The 16,654-nt window shown below is 71.6% G+C and carries 17 protein-coding genes; 9 read left to right on the plus strand and 8 right to left on the minus strand.

All coding sequences use genetic code 11. From position 1 onward, the window contains the following. Both FD678_RS04970 and FD678_RS04975 read right to left on the minus strand, forming a co-directional pair. Nucleotides 1–278: hypothetical protein (locus FD678_RS04970; protein WP_140719997.1), on the minus strand; the 278-nt coding region annotated here is incomplete at its 3' end. 17 nt (nt 279–295) lie between these two features. Further along, nucleotides 296–1,078, minus strand: a complete 783-nt coding sequence (locus tag FD678_RS04975) for an enoyl-CoA hydratase/isomerase family protein (protein WP_140719999.1) — start codon at nt 1,076–1,078, stop codon at nt 296–298. 167 nt (nt 1,079–1,245) lie between these two features. Here FD678_RS04975 and FD678_RS04980 point away from each other — a divergent pair, with 167 nt between their 5' ends. The 4 genes from FD678_RS04980 to FD678_RS04995 all read left to right on the plus strand — a co-directional run bounded on the left by FD678_RS04980 (nt 1,246) and on the right by FD678_RS04995 (nt 4,803). Then, the gene (locus tag FD678_RS04980) at nt 1,246–1,947 is read left to right on the plus strand and encodes an FKBP-type peptidyl-prolyl cis-trans isomerase (RefSeq protein WP_140720001.1); all 702 of its coding nucleotides are present in this window, start codon (nt 1,246–1,248) and stop codon (nt 1,945–1,947) included. A 157-nt stretch (nt 1,948–2,104) separates the two neighbouring features. Then, nucleotides 2,105–2,902, plus strand: coding sequence for a CoA pyrophosphatase (locus FD678_RS04985; protein WP_218569519.1), 798 nt, complete (start codon nt 2,105–2,107; stop codon nt 2,900–2,902). Further along, on the plus strand, nt 2,899–3,759 hold the full coding sequence (locus FD678_RS04990; RefSeq protein ID WP_140720003.1) for a sulfurtransferase: 861 nt from the start codon (nt 2,899–2,901) through the stop codon (nt 3,757–3,759). Before FD678_RS04985 ends, FD678_RS04990 begins: the two co-directional genes overlap by 4 nt. Before the next feature lie 153 nt (nt 3,760–3,912). Beyond that, the gene (locus tag FD678_RS04995) at nt 3,913–4,803 is read left to right on the plus strand and encodes a DUF1684 domain-containing protein (protein WP_218569520.1); all 891 of its coding nucleotides are present in this window, start codon (nt 3,913–3,915) and stop codon (nt 4,801–4,803) included. Between the two features lie 24 nt (nt 4,804–4,827). Here the strand turns inward: FD678_RS04995 and FD678_RS05000 are convergent, their stop codons facing one another. Then, complete coding sequence (locus FD678_RS05000; RefSeq protein ID WP_140720007.1) at nt 4,828–5,412, minus strand: N-acetylmuramoyl-L-alanine amidase; 585 nt, start codon at nt 5,410–5,412, stop codon at nt 4,828–4,830. 22 nt (nt 5,413–5,434) lie between these two features. Between FD678_RS05000 and FD678_RS05005 the strand changes: the two genes are divergently transcribed. The 5 genes from FD678_RS05005 to rlmKL all read left to right on the plus strand — a co-directional run bounded on the left by FD678_RS05005 (nt 5,435) and on the right by rlmKL (nt 10,988). Then, nucleotides 5,435–5,926, plus strand: a complete 492-nt coding sequence (locus FD678_RS05005; RefSeq protein WP_140720009.1) for an MOSC domain-containing protein — start codon at nt 5,435–5,437, stop codon at nt 5,924–5,926. Further along, nucleotides 5,923–6,450 (plus strand): hypothetical protein, encoded by a 528-nt coding sequence (locus FD678_RS05010; protein ID WP_140720011.1) that lies wholly within the window; start codon nt 5,923–5,925, stop codon nt 6,448–6,450. The genes FD678_RS05005 and FD678_RS05010 overlap by 4 nt, the downstream gene beginning before the upstream one ends. Nucleotides 6,451–6,461: 11 nt before the next feature. Then, complete coding sequence (locus tag FD678_RS05015; protein ID WP_140721823.1) at nt 6,462–6,965, plus strand: GNAT family N-acetyltransferase; 504 nt, start codon at nt 6,462–6,464, stop codon at nt 6,963–6,965. A gap of 134 nt (nt 6,966–7,099) precedes the next feature. Beyond that, nucleotides 7,100–8,707, plus strand: a complete 1,608-nt coding sequence (locus FD678_RS05020) for an ATP-binding cassette domain-containing protein (protein WP_140720013.1) — start codon at nt 7,100–7,102, stop codon at nt 8,705–8,707. A 103-nt stretch (nt 8,708–8,810) separates the two neighbouring features. Next, nucleotides 8,811–10,988: a bifunctional 23S rRNA (guanine(2069)-N(7))-methyltransferase RlmK/23S rRNA (guanine(2445)-N(2))-methyltransferase RlmL gene (rlmKL, locus tag FD678_RS05025; RefSeq protein WP_140720015.1), complete on the plus strand. Its 2,178-nt coding sequence runs from the start codon at nt 8,811–8,813 to the stop codon at nt 10,986–10,988. Between the two features lie 82 nt (nt 10,989–11,070). On the opposite strand, the gene FD678_RS05030 is transcribed toward rlmKL, so the two are convergent. The 5 genes from FD678_RS05030 to FD678_RS05050 all read right to left on the minus strand — a co-directional run bounded on the left by FD678_RS05030 (nt 11,071) and on the right by FD678_RS05050 (nt 16,609). Beyond that, nucleotides 11,071–12,612, minus strand: coding sequence for an MDR family MFS transporter (locus FD678_RS05030; protein ID WP_140720017.1), 1,542 nt, complete (start codon nt 12,610–12,612; stop codon nt 11,071–11,073). 598 nt (nt 12,613–13,210) lie between these two features. Next, on the minus strand, nt 13,211–14,506 hold the full coding sequence (locus FD678_RS05035; RefSeq protein WP_218569521.1) for a DUF445 domain-containing protein: 1,296 nt from the start codon (nt 14,504–14,506) through the stop codon (nt 13,211–13,213). A gap of 99 nt (nt 14,507–14,605) precedes the next feature. Then, nucleotides 14,606–15,460, minus strand: coding sequence for a plasmid replication/partition related protein (locus FD678_RS05040; protein ID WP_140720019.1), 855 nt, complete (start codon nt 15,458–15,460; stop codon nt 14,606–14,608). 104 nt (nt 15,461–15,564) lie between these two features. Beyond that, nucleotides 15,565–15,936, minus strand: a complete 372-nt coding sequence (locus tag FD678_RS05045) for a hypothetical protein (protein WP_140720021.1) — start codon at nt 15,934–15,936, stop codon at nt 15,565–15,567. 34 nt (nt 15,937–15,970) lie between these two features. Next, nucleotides 15,971–16,609 carry a LysE family translocator gene (locus tag FD678_RS05050; protein ID WP_140720023.1) on the minus strand — a complete coding sequence of 213 codons (639 nt, stop codon included), beginning with the start codon at nt 16,607–16,609 and terminating at the stop codon, nt 15,971–15,973. Nucleotides 16,610–16,654: the final 45 nt, after the last annotated feature.

A 16,654-nucleotide genomic window follows, 5' to 3' on the forward strand; every position in this document is an offset into this window, starting at 1 on the left:
CGGCGCGCCTCGCGTTCGGCCGCGCGGCGGGCCAGGCGCGCGGCGCGCGCGCGATGGCGTTCGCGCGCGGCCCAGGCCGTGCGCAAGCGCGCCTGCGCCTGCAGCAGCCGCTGCGGCAGGTCGGGATGGGCCGGGTCGAGCGCGTCGTCGCCGGGCGAGGGCGCATAGTCCATCAGCCCGAGTTCGATCGCCCGGTCCGGATCGTCGGCGAGCAGGCAGTGCAGCAGTCGCAAGGGCAGCGGCATCGCCGCTCCGGTGGCGTCGGGCTTCCGGTGCATCGATATCGTCGGCGGGATCAGCGGTTGGCGAAGCGGGGCTTGCGGCGCTCCAGGAAGGCGCGGGTGCCTTCGCGCATGTCCTCGGTGGCGAACATCAGCGCGAACTGCGCGGTCTCGAACTGCAGGCCTTCCTCGATCGCGCATTCGCCGCCGAACACCACCGCGTCGAGGATGCCGCGCAGCGCGATCGGCGCGGCGTCGGCCAGTTTCCCGGCCAGCTGCAGCGCCTGTTCCTGCAACTGGCCGGCCGGCACCACCCGGTTCACCAGGCCCAGCTGCAGCGCGCGCGCGGCGTCGATCGGTTCGCCGAGCAGGCACAGTTCCAGGGCCGCGGCGCGGCCGGTGAGGCGCAGCAGGCGCTGGGTGCCGCCGAAGCCGGGGATCAAGCCCAGGTTGATCTCCGGCTGGCCGACGCGGGCGCTGTCGGCGGCCAGGCGAAGATGGCAGGCCATCGCCAGCTCCAGCCCGCCGCCGAGCGCGAAGCCGTTGATCGCGGCGATCACCGGCTTGGGCATGCGCTCGATCCGCCGCATCAGCTGCTGGCCGAGCAGCGAGAAGTCGCGGCCCTGGACCGCGGGCAGGTCGGCCATCTCGGCGATGTCCGCCCCGGCCACGAAGGCCTTGGCGCCGGCGCCGGTCAGCACCACCGCGCGCACGCCGTCGGCGGCCGCGGCCTCCGCGAAGGCCTGGTCCAGCGCCTGCAGGGTCTGCCGGTTCAATGCATTCAGCTTGTCGGGACGGTTGACGGTGAGGGTGCGGACGGCCTGCCGGTCTTCGACCAGGACCACGTTGTCTGACATCGCAGAACCTTTCGTGAAGTGAAGAAAATGTGAGCACGGAACTTCCGCAACCCGCGGCCGGTCATAGCCGGGGTCGTCAGTGGCAGTCCGCCATAGCGGCGGCTATCCTAACGCGTCCATCTCAGGCGGCAGCCCCGTCCTGTGCCACCACCCTGGAGAATTGTTTGATGAAGTTGCGTTCTATCGCGGTCGCCGTGGCGGCCCTGGCCCTGACGGGCAATGCACTGGCCCAGGACACCACGTCCGAGAAGGGCAAGCTCAGCTATTACTTCGGCTACGACTACGGCAACAACCTGGCCGAGCTGACCGGCCGTGGCGAGCAGCTGGACATCAACTCGGTGGTGAAGGGCCTGCAGGACGCCTACGCCAAGAAGCAGCCGGCGATCACCGCCGAGCAGCTCAAGCCGGCGGTCGAGGCGTTCCAGAAGCGCGAGCAGGCCCGCGCCCAGCAGGCCAAGGCCGAGTACGACAAGGCCGCCGCCGAGAACAAGACCAAGAGCGACCAGTTCATGACCCAGTACAAGTCGCAGGCCGGCGTGAAGACGCTGCCGAGCGGCGTGGCCTACAAGGTCCTGGAGAACGGCACCGGCGCCAAGCCGACCCAGGCCAGCACCGTGCAGCTGGAAGTGGCCGGTCCGTTCCCTTACGGCCAGCGCCCGCAGCAGGCCCGCCCGGCGCAGCAGATCCCGTCGATCAAGGTCAGCGAGGTCGAGATGCAGGCCATGCGCGACACCCTGCTGCAGATGCCGGCCGGCTCGAAGTGGGAAGTGACCCTGCCGCCGGACAAGGCCTACGGTGCCGACCCGCGCACCCCGTTCCCGCCGAACGTGGCCGTGCAGTTCGAGATCAAGCTCGTCAGCGTCAAGTAAGCGAGCCTTGCGGAACGACGATCGCGCCGGCCCACGTGGCCGGCGCGATCGTTTGCGGGAGCCTCGCGCGTCCACGCCCTCGTGCGAGGCGGTGACGCAGGGCGCCGCCGCGCGATCGCGGCCCGATTCGCGCTAGGCTGGAGGCGTGTCCGTGCCGGTGCGCGTTTCCCCCGATGGCATCCCCACGCCGTGCATCGGCATATGCGCGCTGGATCCGGCCGGGCGATGCCGGGGCTGCCTGCGCAGCATCGACGAGATTGTCCGTTGGAAGAGCATGAGCGACGCCGAACGCCGCCACTATCTGGAATCGATCCTGCCCGGGCGCGAGGCCCGCGGGCTGGAACTGCGCCTGGCCGAACGCGACCGGCTGCGGCGCGCGCTGTATCCGCTCGATGCCGTGCCGGCCGGGCCGGGCTGGAACCACGACGAGATGATCGACCTGGTCGGCAACGGCGCCTCGGCCGAAGCGGCGGTGCTCGCCGGGCTGATCCCCCGCGAGACCGGTACGCGGGTGCTGCTGACCCGCCGCAACGACGCCCTGCGCCACCACGCGGGACAGGTGAGTTTCCCGGGCGGCCGGGTGGAGCCGTCGGATCGCGATCCCGCCGCGGCCGCGCTGCGCGAGAGCTGCGAGGAGATCGCGCTCGGTCCCGGGCAGGCGCAGGCGCTGGGCTATCTCGATCCGTTCGTCACCGTCAGCGGTTTCCGGGTGACGCCGGTGGTGGCGGTGATCGATCCGGCGTTCGTGCCGGTGCCGCAGCCCGACGAAGTGGCCGAGGTATTCGAGGTCCCGCTCGACTACCTGATGGATCCTGGCAACCTGCGCAGCGTCGAGATCGAGTTCCGGGGCCGCCCGCGCCGGGTGCTGGAGTACGCCTGGCCCGGGCAGCGCATCTGGGGCGCCACCGCCGCCATCCTTCTCAACCTGCGACGCCGACTGGAGCAGACCGCATGAGCTTGCCGACCTGGAACACCCTGGTCGATGCACCGACGCTGGCCGCCTCGCTGGAGCGCGCCGACCTGCGCATCGTCGATGCGCGCTTCGCCTTGAACGCGCCCGACTGGGGGCGCGAGGAATATTTCCGCTCGCATGTGCCGGGCAGCGTTTACGCCGACTTGAACAAGGACCTGTCCGACCTGGGCCGATCGGGCGAAGGTCGCCACCCGTTGCCGCAATGGGACCTGTTCGCGGTCAAGCTCGGGTTGTGGGGCATCCGCCCGGACACGCAGGTGGTGGTGTACGACGCCGGCGACGGCAGCATGGCCGCCGCGCGGCTGTGGTGGCTGCTGCGGGTACTGGGCCATCGTGCCGTGGCCGTGCTCGATGGCGGCCTGGCCGCATGGCGCGCCGCGGGCCTGCCGGAAACCGGCGAGGTGGCCGCCATCGAGGATGCCGGTCCGTATCCGGGCGCGCCCGATCCCGGGGCGATCGCCGAGGCCGGGGAGGTGCTGGCGCGCCTGTCGCAGCCCGCCGGCTGGCTGTGGGACGCGCGCGCGCCGGAACGCTTCCGTGGCGAGGTCGAACCGATCGATCCGGTGGCCGGGCACGTGCCCGGCGCGGTCAACCGGCCGTTCGCGGCCAACCTGGAAGACGGGCGCTTCAAGCCGGCCGCGCGCCTGCGCGCGGAACTGGAAGCCGTGCTGGATGGCCGCCCGCCGCGGGAGACGGTGCTGATGTGCGGTTCCGGCGTCACTGCCTGCCACTTGCTGCTGGCGATGGAGGTGGCCGGGCTGCAGGGCGCGCGGGTCTATGCCGGTTCCTGGAGCGGCTGGATCAGCGATCCCGCCCGGCCCATCACGGCGGGCGCCTGAGATTGCAGGCACAATACGGCCCTGGATGGGGGCCTGTGTTCATCGCCAGGCATTTGCGCGGAGCGCACGTTTCTCTCGGAGTGGGTGCACTTCATGCGGTTGCGGGTATGGGCGGTTCTGGCTTCGGTCGCGGTGGGCGCATGTTCGCAGGGCGTGACCACGCCCACCGCCGCCGATACCACGCCGCAGACGCATGCCGCCGCGGTCGCGGCGGACCGGTATGAGATCGAGCTGGAGCGCTGGCGCGAGGAGCGCCTGGCACGCCTGCGCGCGCCCGACGGCTGGCTGAGCTATACCGGCTCGGGCCGGCTGCGTCCGGGCACGTACCGGATCGGCGCGGCCGGCGACAACGACATCGTGTTGCCGGGCGGGCCGGCGTACCTGGGCGTGCTGCGCCTGGAGGCGGAGAGCGGCGCGCGCTTCGAGCCGGACCCGCGCGCCGAGGTGCGCCTGCGCGGAACGCGCCTGACCGGCGAGACCGAACTGCGGCCGGAAGCCTTCGAACGTCCCGGCGACCGCCTGGAGATCGGCCAGGCCCAGTTCTACCTGGTCCGCACCGGGCCGGTCGCCGGTTGGCGCTATCGCGACGCGCAGGCGCCGGCATTGAAGAATTTCCCCGGCATCGAGTATTTCCCGGTGGACGAGGGCTGGCGGATCAGGGCCGACTGGCACGTCTATCCGCAGCCGAGGCCGATCACCTTGCTGACCTCGATCGGCACGCCGTTGAACGCGACGATGCCGGGCGAGGCGGTGTTTCGCCGCGACGGCCACGAGTACCGCCTCGCGCCGGTGACGATCGAAGGGGAAAAGCGGCTGTTCTTCCTGTTCGCCGACCGGACCAGCGGCAAGGAAACCTACGGCGGCGCGCGCTACCTGTTCGTGGATCCGCCGAGCGGGCACGGCATCGTGCTGGACTTCAACCGCGCCGAGAACCCGCCATGCGCGTTGACGCCGCACGTGGTGTGCCCGGTCGCCCCGCCGCAGAACCGGCTGGACCTGGCGGTGAACGCCGGCGAGAAGACGTACCTGGCCGCGGCGCATTAGCCCGGCCCTGGCGTCCTTCGTCCTTCAGGACCGCCTCGCGCCGATCCGTCGCAAGGGGATCGCGGCCATGACCCGCTCCCACGGGAACAGCGGCCCCGGATCGCGCTTGCGCGGCACGCGCAGGGACGGATCGTCGCTGGCGGCTTCCTCCGCGGTGTCCAGGTCCTCGTGCCCGGCGATGTCGCGCAGCGACGGCAGGACTTGCGGCAGCCACGCCAGCAGCGCCAGCAGCGCCTCGACCTGCGCCTGCGGATAGGGCTCGTGCATGGCCTGGTGGCGCGAATCCAGCCAGTGCGGGTAGCGGCCGGTATTGACCAGCTCGATGCCGATCGAATGCGCGTTCTGCCCGCGCACGTGGTGCGCGATGCGGTCCAGCGCCACGTACTGCTCGATGCGGCCGTCGCGGTCGATGTAGTAGTGGCCGCTGTTGCCGGTGCCGCTGTCGTAGCGCACCTGCTCGCCGTACTGGCGTGCCGTGGCCAGGTCCGGGAGCTCGGTGCAGTGGATCACCGCCAGCGTCACCTCGGCGAGCGCGCGCGGTGCGAGCTTCCGCTCGTAGGGCAGGGGCGCGGGATGGATCGAAGGCTGCGGCACGGGGGCTGGCGACATGCGCGGATGCTAGCATTCGCGCATGTCTCTCGATCCCGAAAGCCCACTGGCGAAATTGATGGCGACGCTGCCGCGCACCGGCCGCGTCGAATGGATCGGCGTGCGCCCCGCGCGCGACGTGCCGATGCGAGGGCTCGCCGAAGTGCGCGCCACCGCCCAGGGCGGCCTGGACGGCGATCGCTACCAGGGCGGCAGCGGCAAGCGTGGCGTCACCTTGATCCAGGCCGAGCACCTGCCGGCGATCGCGGCATTGTCCGGGCATGCCGAGGTGGCGCCGGCGCTGCTGCGCCGCAACCTGGTGGTGGCGGGCATCCCGCTGATCGCACTGAAGGGGCGGCGCTTCCGCATCGGCGAGGTGGAACTGGAAGGCACCGATCCCTGCGACCCATGCTCGCGCATGGAACTGGCGCTGGGGCCGGGCGGCTACAACGCCATGCGCGGCCACGGCGGGCTGTGCGCGCGCATCGTCAAGGGCGGCGTGCTGCGCGTAGGCGACACGGTGGAGGCGCTGTGAGCCGGGGGCATTGCATCCTCTCGCACGGGTTCGAGAGCGGGCCCGACGCCATCAAGGTGACCGCGCTGGCCGACGTCGCCGAACGCCTGGGCTGGACCCACGAGCGTCCCGACTACACCGACCTCGACGCGCGCCGCGACATCAGCCAGGTCGGCGACGTGCGCGGCCGGCTGCAGCGCCTGCTCGGCCTGGCGCAGGCGGCCGCGGCCAGGGGGCCGGTGGTGCTGGCCGGGTCCAGCCTCGGCTCCTACGTCTCCGCGCAAGTGTCGCTGCAGGTGCCCACGCGCGCGCTGTTCCTGATGGTGCCGCCGACCAGGATGGGGCCGTTGCCGGCGCTGGATGCCGCGCGCGTGCCGGTCTCGGTCGTGCATGCCTGGCACGACGAACTGATCCCGGCCGCCGACGTGATCGCCTGGGCGCAGGCACGCTCGGCGCGGCTACTGCTGGTGGACGACACGCATCGGCTGGCCTCGCACGTCGAGGCTTCCGCGCACGCGTTCGCCGAACTGCTGCAATCGTTGTGAACGGCGCGCCGGTGGACATCCTGTTGCGCCCGGAGCGGCCGGAAGACGCGCAGGCGATCGAGGTGGTCACCCTGGTCGCCTTCATGCATGCCGAGCACAGCCGCCATACCGAGCAGGACATCATCGCCGCGCTGCGCGCCGACGGTGCGCTCGCGGTCTCGCTGGTCGCCGAGCACGAAGGCTACGTGGTCGGCCATGCCGCGGCCTCGCCGGTGACGGTTTCCGACGGCGCCAGGGGCTGGTACGGGCTGGGACCGGTCTCGGTCGGGCCGGGCCACCAGCGCCGCGGCATCGGCAGCCGGCTGGTCGGCGCGGTGCTCGATGCCTTGCGCGAGCAGGGCGCGAGCGGCTGCGTGGTGCTGGGCGAGCCGGCCTTCTACGGCCGCTTCGGTTTCGCGCAGGAGCCAGGCCTGGTGCTGCCCGGCGTGTCGGCGGCGTATTTCCAGGCACTGGCCTTCGGCGACCGCCTGCCGCCGATGGGCGAGGTCGAGTACCACCCGGCATTCAGCCGCTGAGCCGGCATCGCGCTAGACTGCGCGCCTGATCTGGAAGGAGCTGCGCCGATGCGCCACTGATGCCCGCCGTCGTCACGACGGCCCGACGAACCCGGTCCCCGCGACCGTGTCCCGCCTGGCATCAGGAGTTCCGCATGCAAGTTCCTTCCTTGACGCTGGATGGCGTCGCCTTCCACCTGGCCGATGGCCGGTGCCTGTTCTCCGATATCCACCTGCACCTCGACGCCACCCCGACCGGGCTGGTCGGCCGCAATGGCGTGGGAAAGAGCGTGCTCGCGCGCATCCTCGCCGGCCAGCTGGCGCCCAGCCGGGGGCGGAGGTCGGCGCAGGGTCGCGTGCGCTACCTGCCGCAGCAGGTCGCGGTCGCGGCCGGCGCGAGCGTGGCCGATCTCGCGGGCATGGGGCCGGTCGTGGCCGCGCTGGCGCGGATCGAGGCGGGCAGCGCCGATCCGGCCGACTTCGAGGCTGTGGGCGAGCGCTGGGACATCCGCCGCGAACTGGCCACGGCGCTGCGGATGCAGGACTTGCCGGAATGGGAGCCCGGGCATCCGGCCGCGCTGCTCAGTGGCGGCGAAGCGATGCGCGTCGCCCTGGCCGGCGCGTGGCTGGCCGGGGCCGACCTGTTGATCCTCGACGAGCCGAGCAACCATCTCGACCGCGCGCAGCGCGAGCGCCTGCGGCGACGCCTGGCGGACTGGCCGGGAGGGTTGCTGGTCGTCAGCCACGACCGGACGTTGCTGGAAGACATGCGGCAGATCGTCGAGCTCTCTCCGCAAGGCCTGCGCTGCCACGGCGGCGGCTACGGCGCCTACGCGGAAGCGGCCGCCCGGGCGAGCGCCGCCGCCCAGGCCGAGCTGGACCGGCAACGGGCCGGGCTGCGGCGGGTCGAGCGCGAGCGCCAGCAGGCGCACCAGCGCATGCAGCGGCGCCAGGCGCGCGGACGCCAGGAAGGCCACGAGGCCAACCAGGCGCCGATCCTGCTGGGGTTGAGCAAGTCGCGCAGCGAGGCCAGCCAGGGGCGCCAGCAGGCATTGCAGGATCGCGCGCTGGCGCAGCAGCGCGATGCGGTACGCGAGGCCGCCTCGCAGGCGCCGCCGGAGCGGCCCGTGGTGCTGTGGCCGCCGCGCCCGTTGCAGCGCCGCCGCACCGCCGTGCTGCAGGGCGCGCGCCTGCCGTTCGGCCCGCATGCGGCGCATCCGCTCGATCTGGTGCTGGAGGCCGGCCGGCGGATCGCGGTGTGCGGCGGCAACGGCCGGGGCAAATCCACCTTGCTGCGCATGCTGGCCGGGCGCCTGATGCCGGCGGAGGGAACCTGCGAGGTACCGGTCGCGCGCGCCTGGCTCGACCAGTACCTGGGCGGGATCGACGCCCGCCTCGCACCGCTGTCCCTGCTGCGCGACGCCAACCCGGCCCTGCCCGAGGCGGATCTGTGGCTGCGGCTGGTGCTGCTCGGGCTCGCGGCGGAGGCGCTCGAGCGGCCTTGCGCTTCGCTCAGCGGCGGCGAGCGCCTGAAAGTGGCCCTGGCCTGCGCGATCTATGCGGCCGAACCGGCCGAACTGCTGCTGCTCGACGAACCGGCCAACCACCTCGACTTGCCGTCGCGGCAGGCGCTGGAGGCGATGCTGCAGGACTATCCGGGCACGCTGGTGGTGGTCTCTCACGACGAGGCGCTGCTGGAGCGGCTGGCGCTGGACGGCCGCCTCGACCTCGACCGCGAACGCCCGCGGCTGGAACCCTGGTAGCGCGGGAACTGGCAATGCGCGGCACGATCGCCGAACATGGCGCCCCCGTGCCGCCGCTTCCGCCGCAGGAACCCCTGGCGCCGCCGCTTTCCCGGATATCCACGTGAAATTCTTCGCTTCCTGCGCCAAGGGCCTGGAATACCTGCTGGCCGACGAACTGCTTGCGCTCGGCGCGGCCAAGGCCACCGCCACCGTCGCCGGCGTGAACGCCGAAGGCGAACTGCGCGATGCCCAGCGGGCCGTGCTGTGGTCGCGCCTGGCCAGCCGCGTGCTGTGGCCGATCGCCGGGTTCGACTGCCCCGACGAACATGCGCTGTACGCCGGCGCGGCGGCGCTGCCGTGGCAGGAGCACCTCGCGACCGGGCACACGCTGGCGGTGGATGCGCACGTCTCCGGCACCGCGATCACGCATGCGCGCTATGCCGCGCAGCGGGTCAAGGATGCGGTGGTGGACAGCTTGCGCGGGCAGGGCCTGGCGAGGCCGTCGGTGGACGTGGAGCAGCCCGACCTGCGCCTGAACCTGTCGCTGCGCAAGGGCCGCGCCACGCTCTCGGTCGACCTCGGCGGCGGCCCGCTGCACCGGCGCGGCTGGCGCATGGCCCCGCACGAAGCGCCCTTGAAGGAGAACCTGGCCGCCGCGGTACTGGTGCGCGCCGGCTGGCCGCGCCTGTACGCGGAAGGCGGCGGCCTGCTCGACCCGATGTGCGGCAGCGGCACCTTGCTGATCGAAGGCGCGCTGATGGCCGCGGACGTCGCGCCCGGCCTGCAGCGCTACGCCGACCCGTGGTCGCTTGCCGCCGCCTCGCCGGCCGAGCGGCCGGTGCTGGCCCCGACGCGCTGGCGCGGATTCGACGCTACGGCATGGAAAACGCTGGTGGACGAAGCGCAGGCGCGCGCCGCGGCGGGATTGGCCGGATTGCGCCCGTCCCTGCACGGCAGCGACCTCGACCCGCGCGCGATCGACGCCGCCCGTGCCAACGCCCGCGCGGCGGGCGTGGAGGGCGCGATCGATTTCGCCGTGGCCGATGTCGCGCAACTGCCGCTGCCGCCCGAAGCGAACGGCGCGGTGGTGTGCAATCCGCCGTACGACGAACGCCTGGCCGCGGACGCGGCCTTGTACCGGCGCCTGGGCGATGCGTTGCGGCGCGCGGTGCCCGCCTGGCGCGCCGGCCTGTTGTGCGGCAACGACGAACTGGCCTTCGCCACCGGCCTGCGCGCGACCCGGAAGTACCAGGTGTTCAACGGCGCGCTCGAATGCACGCTGCTCGTCTGCGATCCCGTTGCGGTGCCGCAGCGGGCGCAGGCCGAGCCGCGCCCGCTCGGCGACGGCGCGCAGATGGTCGCCAACCGCCTGCGCAAGAACCTGCAGCGGCTGAAGAAATGGCGCGCGCGCGAAGGCGTGGAGTGCTTCCGCGCCTACGATGCCGACCTGCCCGAATACGCCGCCGCGATCGACGTCTACCAGGAGGCCGACGGCGAGCGCCGGTTGTTCCTGCACGTGCAGGAGTACGCCGCGCCGGCCTCGATCCCCGAGGCCGACGTGCGCCGCCGTTTCGGCGATCTGCTGGCGGCGGCGCGGGAGGTGTTCCAGGTGCCGAAGGAACAGGTGGCGACCAAGGCGCGCCAGCGCGGCAAGGGCGGCAGCAAGTACGGCCGCTTCGACCAGCGCGGCGAGAGCTTCCACGTGCGCGAGCATGGCGCGCTGCTGCAGGTGAACCTGTTCGACTACCTGGATACCGGCCTGTTCCTCGACCACCGCCCGCTGCGCGCGCGCATGGCGGCCGAGGCGCGCGGCAAGCGCTTCCTCAACCTGTTCTGCTACACCGGCGTGGCCAGCGTGGAAGCGGCGGTGGCCGGTGCGGCGACCACCACCAGCGTGGACCTGTCCGGCACGTACCTGCAGTGGTGCGCCGGCAACTTCGCGCTCAATGGCCTGGGCGGGGCGAAGCACCAACTGGTGCAGGCCGACGCGCTGGCCTGGCTGGAAGCCGAGCGCGGCCAGTTCGACGTGATCTTCTGCGACCCGCCGACGTTCTCCAATTCCGCGCGCGCGGAGGACTTCGACGTGCAGCGCGAGCAGGTGCGGTTGCTGCGCGCCGCGGTGGCGCGGCTGGCGCCGGGCGGGGTGCTGTACTTCTCAAACAATTTCCGCCGGTTCCGGCTGGAGGAGAACGCGATCGCCGCGTTCGCGCGCTGCGAGGAGATCACCCCGGCGACGATCGACCCGGACTTCGAGCGCAACGCCCGCATCCACCGCGCCTGGCGGCTGGCGCGGGCATAGCCCGTGGGAGCGGCTTCAGCCGCGATGTGGCATTCCCGGTAAGGCTCCATCGCGGCTGAAGCCGCTCCCACGGGGCAGTCCGTCAGCCGGCGGCTTCGCCGCGCCGGTGCCCGCTCATCTCCTGTCCCGCATCGGGCGCGAAGCGCACGTGCCAGCGCAGCGAGCTGAAGGAGATCAGCGTCACCGCGAGAAAGGCGACGGAGAAGTCGCGCAGCTGCGGCGCGGCGTGGCCGCTCGCCGCCATCGAGGTCTTCAGGAACAGCGCGCCGGCGCACACGCCCACCGACAGCATCAACTGCTGCAGGGTGGTGTACAGGCTGCTGGCCGAACTCATGCGCGATGCCGGCACGTGCTCGTAGGCGATGGTGTTGTACGCGGCGAACTGGAACGACATGAACGCGCCGCAGCAGGCGAGCAGGCCGAACACCAGCATCGGCGGCCAGCCGGGCTGGAAGAACGCGCACACCAGGTAGCCGAGGCTGGCGAACACGCCGTTGCCGATCAGCGCGTTGCGATACCCGTAGCGCCGCAACAGGCGCGGAGTCAGCACGCGCATCACCAGCGCGCCCAGCGCGGTGGCCATCACCAGCTGGCCGCTCTGCGCGGCGCTGTAGCCGAACCCGATCTGGAACAGCAGCGGCAGCAGGAACGGATGCGCGCCCTGGGTGACGCGCATCAGCGAGCCGCCGATGACCGACAGCCGGAACGAATCGATCTTCAGCAGCGACAGGTCCAGCAGCGGCGCCGGATGGCGGCGTGCATGCCACAGGTAGCCGAGCGAGGCGACGCCGCCGGTCGCGATCAGCGCGACGGCATGGGCCAGTCCGTCGCGCTGGCTGACCATCTCCAGCCCGAACAGCAGGCAGCCCAGCGCCACGCCGCACAGCGCGAATCCGGCGAAGTCGAACCGGCCCGGCGCCGACTCGGAGGGGATTTCCGGGATGAAGCGCCGCACCAGGAAGAACCCGGCGATGCCGATCGGCACGTTGATGTAGAAGATCCAGCGCCAGTCGAGGTAGGTCACGAACAGGCCGCCCAGTGGCGGGCCGAGCATCGGCCCGACGAAGGCCGGCACCAGCGTCCAGGCCATCGCGGACACCAGGTGGCGGCGCTCGACGCTGCGCAGCAGGATCAAGCGGCCGAGCGGGGCCATCATCGCGCCGCCTGCGCCCTGGATGAAGCGCGCCACGACCATCGTCGGCAGGTCGGTCGCCAGCGAGCACAGGATCGAGCCGGCGATGAACATCCAGATCGAGGCGCAATAGACCCGGCGCAGGCCGAAGCGGTCGGCGATCGCGCCGCTGGCCGGGATGCCGATCGCCAGCGCCAGCAGGTAGCTGGTCAGGGCGATGCTCATCGCCGGCGCCGCCACGCCGAAGTCGCGCGCCAGGGTCGGCAGCGCCGTCGCCAGCACCGTGGCGTCGAGCTGCTCCATGAAGATGGCGCAGGCCAGGATCAGCGAGATCAGACGGTAGTCGGGGTAACGCTGGGAGGGGGCGGCAGGCGTGGGCTCGCGGGACAACTTGGCGTTCTCGGTTCCGGGCTGGCCGGGCGCGAGGCGTCGCGGAGGGCCGGCGTGGCCGGCGGACCAGCCCGCGCCGCACGGGATTGTGCGGCGCAGCATGGCTATTATTCGCCTCCCGGCGGGACGGGGCAAGGCGACGTCCGTGATGGAGGCGCTTTCCCCTCCGCTGGCGGTGCTCGCCCATGGCAGGCGAGGGCGCCGGCGATCCCTTGTGGGAGCGACTTCAGTCGCGACGGGCTTTACCGATAAGGCCGTCGCGACTGAAGTCGCTCCCACGGAAAAGCGCTGCATCGGCCGGGGTTGGGGCGCTTGCCGGGGGGCGCCACTCCGTTCGCACCGAGCGGCATCGGTTGCGATGGGTTTTGCGGGTAGGGCCCGTCGCGACCGAAGTCGCTCCCACGGAAAAGCGCTGCATCGGCCGGGGTTGGGGCGCTTGCCGGGGGGCGTCACTCCGTCCGCATCGAGCGGCATCGGTTGCGATGGGTTTTGAGGGTAGGGCCCGTCGCGACCGAAGTCGCTCCCACGGAAAAGCGCTGTATCGGCCGGGGTTGGGACGCTTGCCGGGGGGCGTCACTCCGTCCGCACCGAGCGGCATTGGTTGCGATGGGTTTTGTGCGGGTAGGGCCCGTCGCGGCCGAAGTCGCTCCCACGGAAAAGCGCTGCATCGGCCGGGGTTGGGACGCCCGCCAGCGGGGCATCACCCCATCCACACCGACACGGCATGCAGTGCCAGGCCGATCAATCCGCCCACCAAGGTGCCGTTGAAGCGGATGTACTGCAGGTCGCGGCCGACGCTCAGTTCCAGCAGGTCGACCAGGTGGCGCTCGTCCCAGCCCTTCATCGTGCCCGCGATGTGTTCGGTCACCGAGGCGCGCAGCCGCTCGGTGAGCCGGCCGGCGGCATCGAGCATGTGCTGGTTGAGCGCCTCGCGCAGGGCCGGGTCTTCGGCGAGCGAGCGGCCCAGGCCATGCAGCGAGCGTTCCAGGTGCGCGGCGATCGCCGAGTCCCCGCTGTCCAGGTCGCGGCGCAGCGCTGCGTGGATCTGCGCCCATAGCGCCTGCACGTAATCCTGCAGGGCAGGGTGCTCGATCGCGCGCTGCTTGAGCCGTTCCACCCGCTCGGCCATCGCGGGCTCGTCGCGCAGGCGCTCGATGTAGCCGCGCAGCCAGGCCTCGTAGTCCTGGCGCAGCGGGTGTTCCGGCGTGGACAGGATGGCTTGCAGTTCCTCGATCGCGGCCCGCGCCAGCCGGTCGGCCAGCTTGTCGCCGATCTCCTCGACCGGCGTCACCCAGTTCACCGTGCCGACCAGCTTGGGCCATTCGCGGCGCGCGTAGCGCACGATCAGGTCGGATGCCCAGGCCTTGACCTTCTCGTCGTCCAGCCAACGGCCCAGCCGTTCCAGGCCATCGTCGAGCAGGCGCTGGTGGCGGCCGTCGGTGGTCAGCAGCGACAGCACCTCGCCGGCGGTGGCGGCGGCGTTCCACTGCCGCAGGCGCTCCACCACGAAGCGCTGGATCGCGCGCCGCACCGCGGCTTCGTCGAGCAGGTCCAGCGCCTGCTGCATCCAGCCGCGCGCCATCTGCGCCAGCATCCGCGCCTGCGCCGGTTGCGCCAGCCATTGCCCGAGGCGGCTGGCCGGGTCGAACAGCCGCAGCTTTTCCAGCAGCGTCGCGGGAGCCAGGAAGTGGTCGCGCACGAACACCGCCAGGCCGTCCGCCAGGCGGTCCTTGCCGCGCGGCAGGATCGCGGTGTGCGGGATCGGCAGGCCCAACGGGCGGCGAAACAGCGCGACCACCGCGAACCAGTCCGCCAGCGCGCCGACCGCGGCGGCCTCGCAGAACGCGGCGACCCAGGCCCAGGCGCCCTGCTGGCCCATCGCGTGGCTGAGCACGAAACCGCCGAGCATCGCCAGCAGCAGGAACAGGGCCAGGGTCTTCATCCGCCGCAGCTGCGCGCGGCGCGGATCGGTGGAGGCAGCGGTGCGGGTATCCATGCGGCTAGGTTGGCATATCCGGCGGATGCGGCCCGTCTTCGCCGGCCGCGCGCCGCCGGCATCCGTCGTCCCGGCGATCGCGCCGGCCGGCGGGCGCGATCAGCCCCGCAGGCGCTGCAACTGCTCCTGCAGCGTCGCGACCTGGCCGCGCAACCGCTCGTTCTCGCGTTCCAGCTCGTTGACGCGGCGCTGCAACGCCTTGGCGTCCAGGGGCGCCTCGTCGCCGTCCGCGGCGGCATCCGCCTTGGGCTTGCGCTTGGACTCGCGCACGCGCTTGGCCGCCTGCTTCAGTTCGGACTTGCCGGCCAGCGCGGCGGCGCGTTGCTCTTCCTCGGACAACGTGGCCACCGCGGCCGCGGCGCTGATCGAGATGTCGCCGGCCTTCACCGCCTCGATCACCTCCGGTGCGGCCTGGGTGTGGATGCGCTCGATCATCACCACCTGGTTGTTGCTCAGGCGCGCCTCGCGCGCGAGTTCGGCGCGGCTGACCGGCGGCGCGTCGTCCCACGGCGGCAGGTCCTCGGCCGGCGCCGGTCCGGCCGCGGCGGCTTCTGCTTCCGCTTCCGCCTGGGCTTGGGCCTGCTGCGCGGCGCGCGTCGCGGCGAGTTCAGCCTCGCGCGCCTCGCGCTGGCGCTTGGCCAGGATCTCGCGCTTGCGCAACGCCAGCACCCCGCGCTGGAAATCGGAGACGCTGCGCCGGCCCAGGTGCTGCTCGATCATCCACAGGTGCACGTCGTCGATCGACTGGAAGCGCGGGTTCTGCACGGTGTTGAACGGGATCCCGTGCTTGCGGCAGATGCCGTAGCGGTTGTGCCCGTCGACCAGGACGTTGCCCCACAGCACCAGGGCGTCGCGGCAACCTTCCGCGAGCAGGCTGCGTTCCAGCGCGTCGTGCTCCTCGGCGGTGAGCGGGTCGATGTAGGCCTTCAGTTCTTCGTTGACGACGATGTCCATGCAATGCAGCGGGAAAAGCGGGCGCGCATTGTAGGGGCAAGGCCGGCGCGTGGCGATGGCAACCCGGGCGGATACGGCATCCCAGTGCCGGACGGCGAGGCATATCAGGCGTCCCCGCCGTCGGCCTGCCATTGGCGGAAGACGACGCAGACCGTGGTCTTGTCCAGCATCGCGAACTCCCGCGCGCCCCAGGGCTTCAACGAGACCCTGTTCGAGTTGGGATGCAACAGGTGGGGCGCACGGGAGGACATTTCCTCGAAGATCGCGTCGATGTCGTCGGTTTCGATGCCAAGCTCCGGACGGTCCTTCGCCGCGTACCCGGCGTCCTGGACGATATAGGCCTTCGCCCCGTCGCGTGCCACGACGGCCAGGCTTGCATCGCGGTAGAGGAGTTCGAAGCCCAGTCCGTCCACGAAGAATTCGAGGCCGTCCTGCAGCCGCTCGTAGAAGATCTTCGGGATGAGATTCTTGAACATCGCGCCGTCTCCTGCTCTCGGGCCGTGGCGTGGCCTAGGCGGCCCTGCGTTGCTCCGAGGCGAGCCGTACCGCAAGCCCCGCGAGCACCGAGCCCATGAAGTAGCGCTGCGCCGACAGCCAGCGCGGGTTGCGCACGAACCAGCCGGCCAGGGCGCCTGCGGACAGCGCGATGGCCGTGTTGACGGTGAAGCTCACGACGATCTGGGTAAGGCCGAGCACGACGCTCTGCGCGAACACCGACCCGTGGTCCGGCGACACGAACTGGGGAAAGATCGAGAGATAAAAGACCGCGATCTTCGGATTCAGCGTATTGGTGAGAAAGCCCATCAGGAACAGCCTGGAAGGCGGGTCTTCCGGCAGTTGGCGGGCTTCGAACGGCGAACGTGCGCCCGGTTTCACCGCCTGCCAGGCGAGATACAGCAGGTAGGCCGCTCCCAGCCACTTGAGCGCTTCGTACGCCATCGGGATCGCGAGGAAGAGCGCGGTGATGCCGATGGCCGCCGCGAACATGTGGACGAGGAACCCCGCGACGACGCCCAGGAGCGAGATCATCCCGGCCTTGCGCCCCTGGCAGATGGAGCGGGAGATCAGGTAGATCATGTTCGGGCCCGGCGTCAGGACCATCAGCAAGGCCGCGCCGGCGAACAGCAGCAGGTCGTTCATGGGGACCACGGTCGCTCCTCGGTTGACGGCGGTGGCTGATATTACTGCCGGCCG

The sequence above is a fragment of the Pseudomonas sp. Hp2 genome (assembly GCF_006386585.1).
GTDB lineage: Bacteria > Pseudomonadota > Gammaproteobacteria > Xanthomonadales > Xanthomonadaceae > Pseudomonas_S > Pseudomonas_S boreopolis.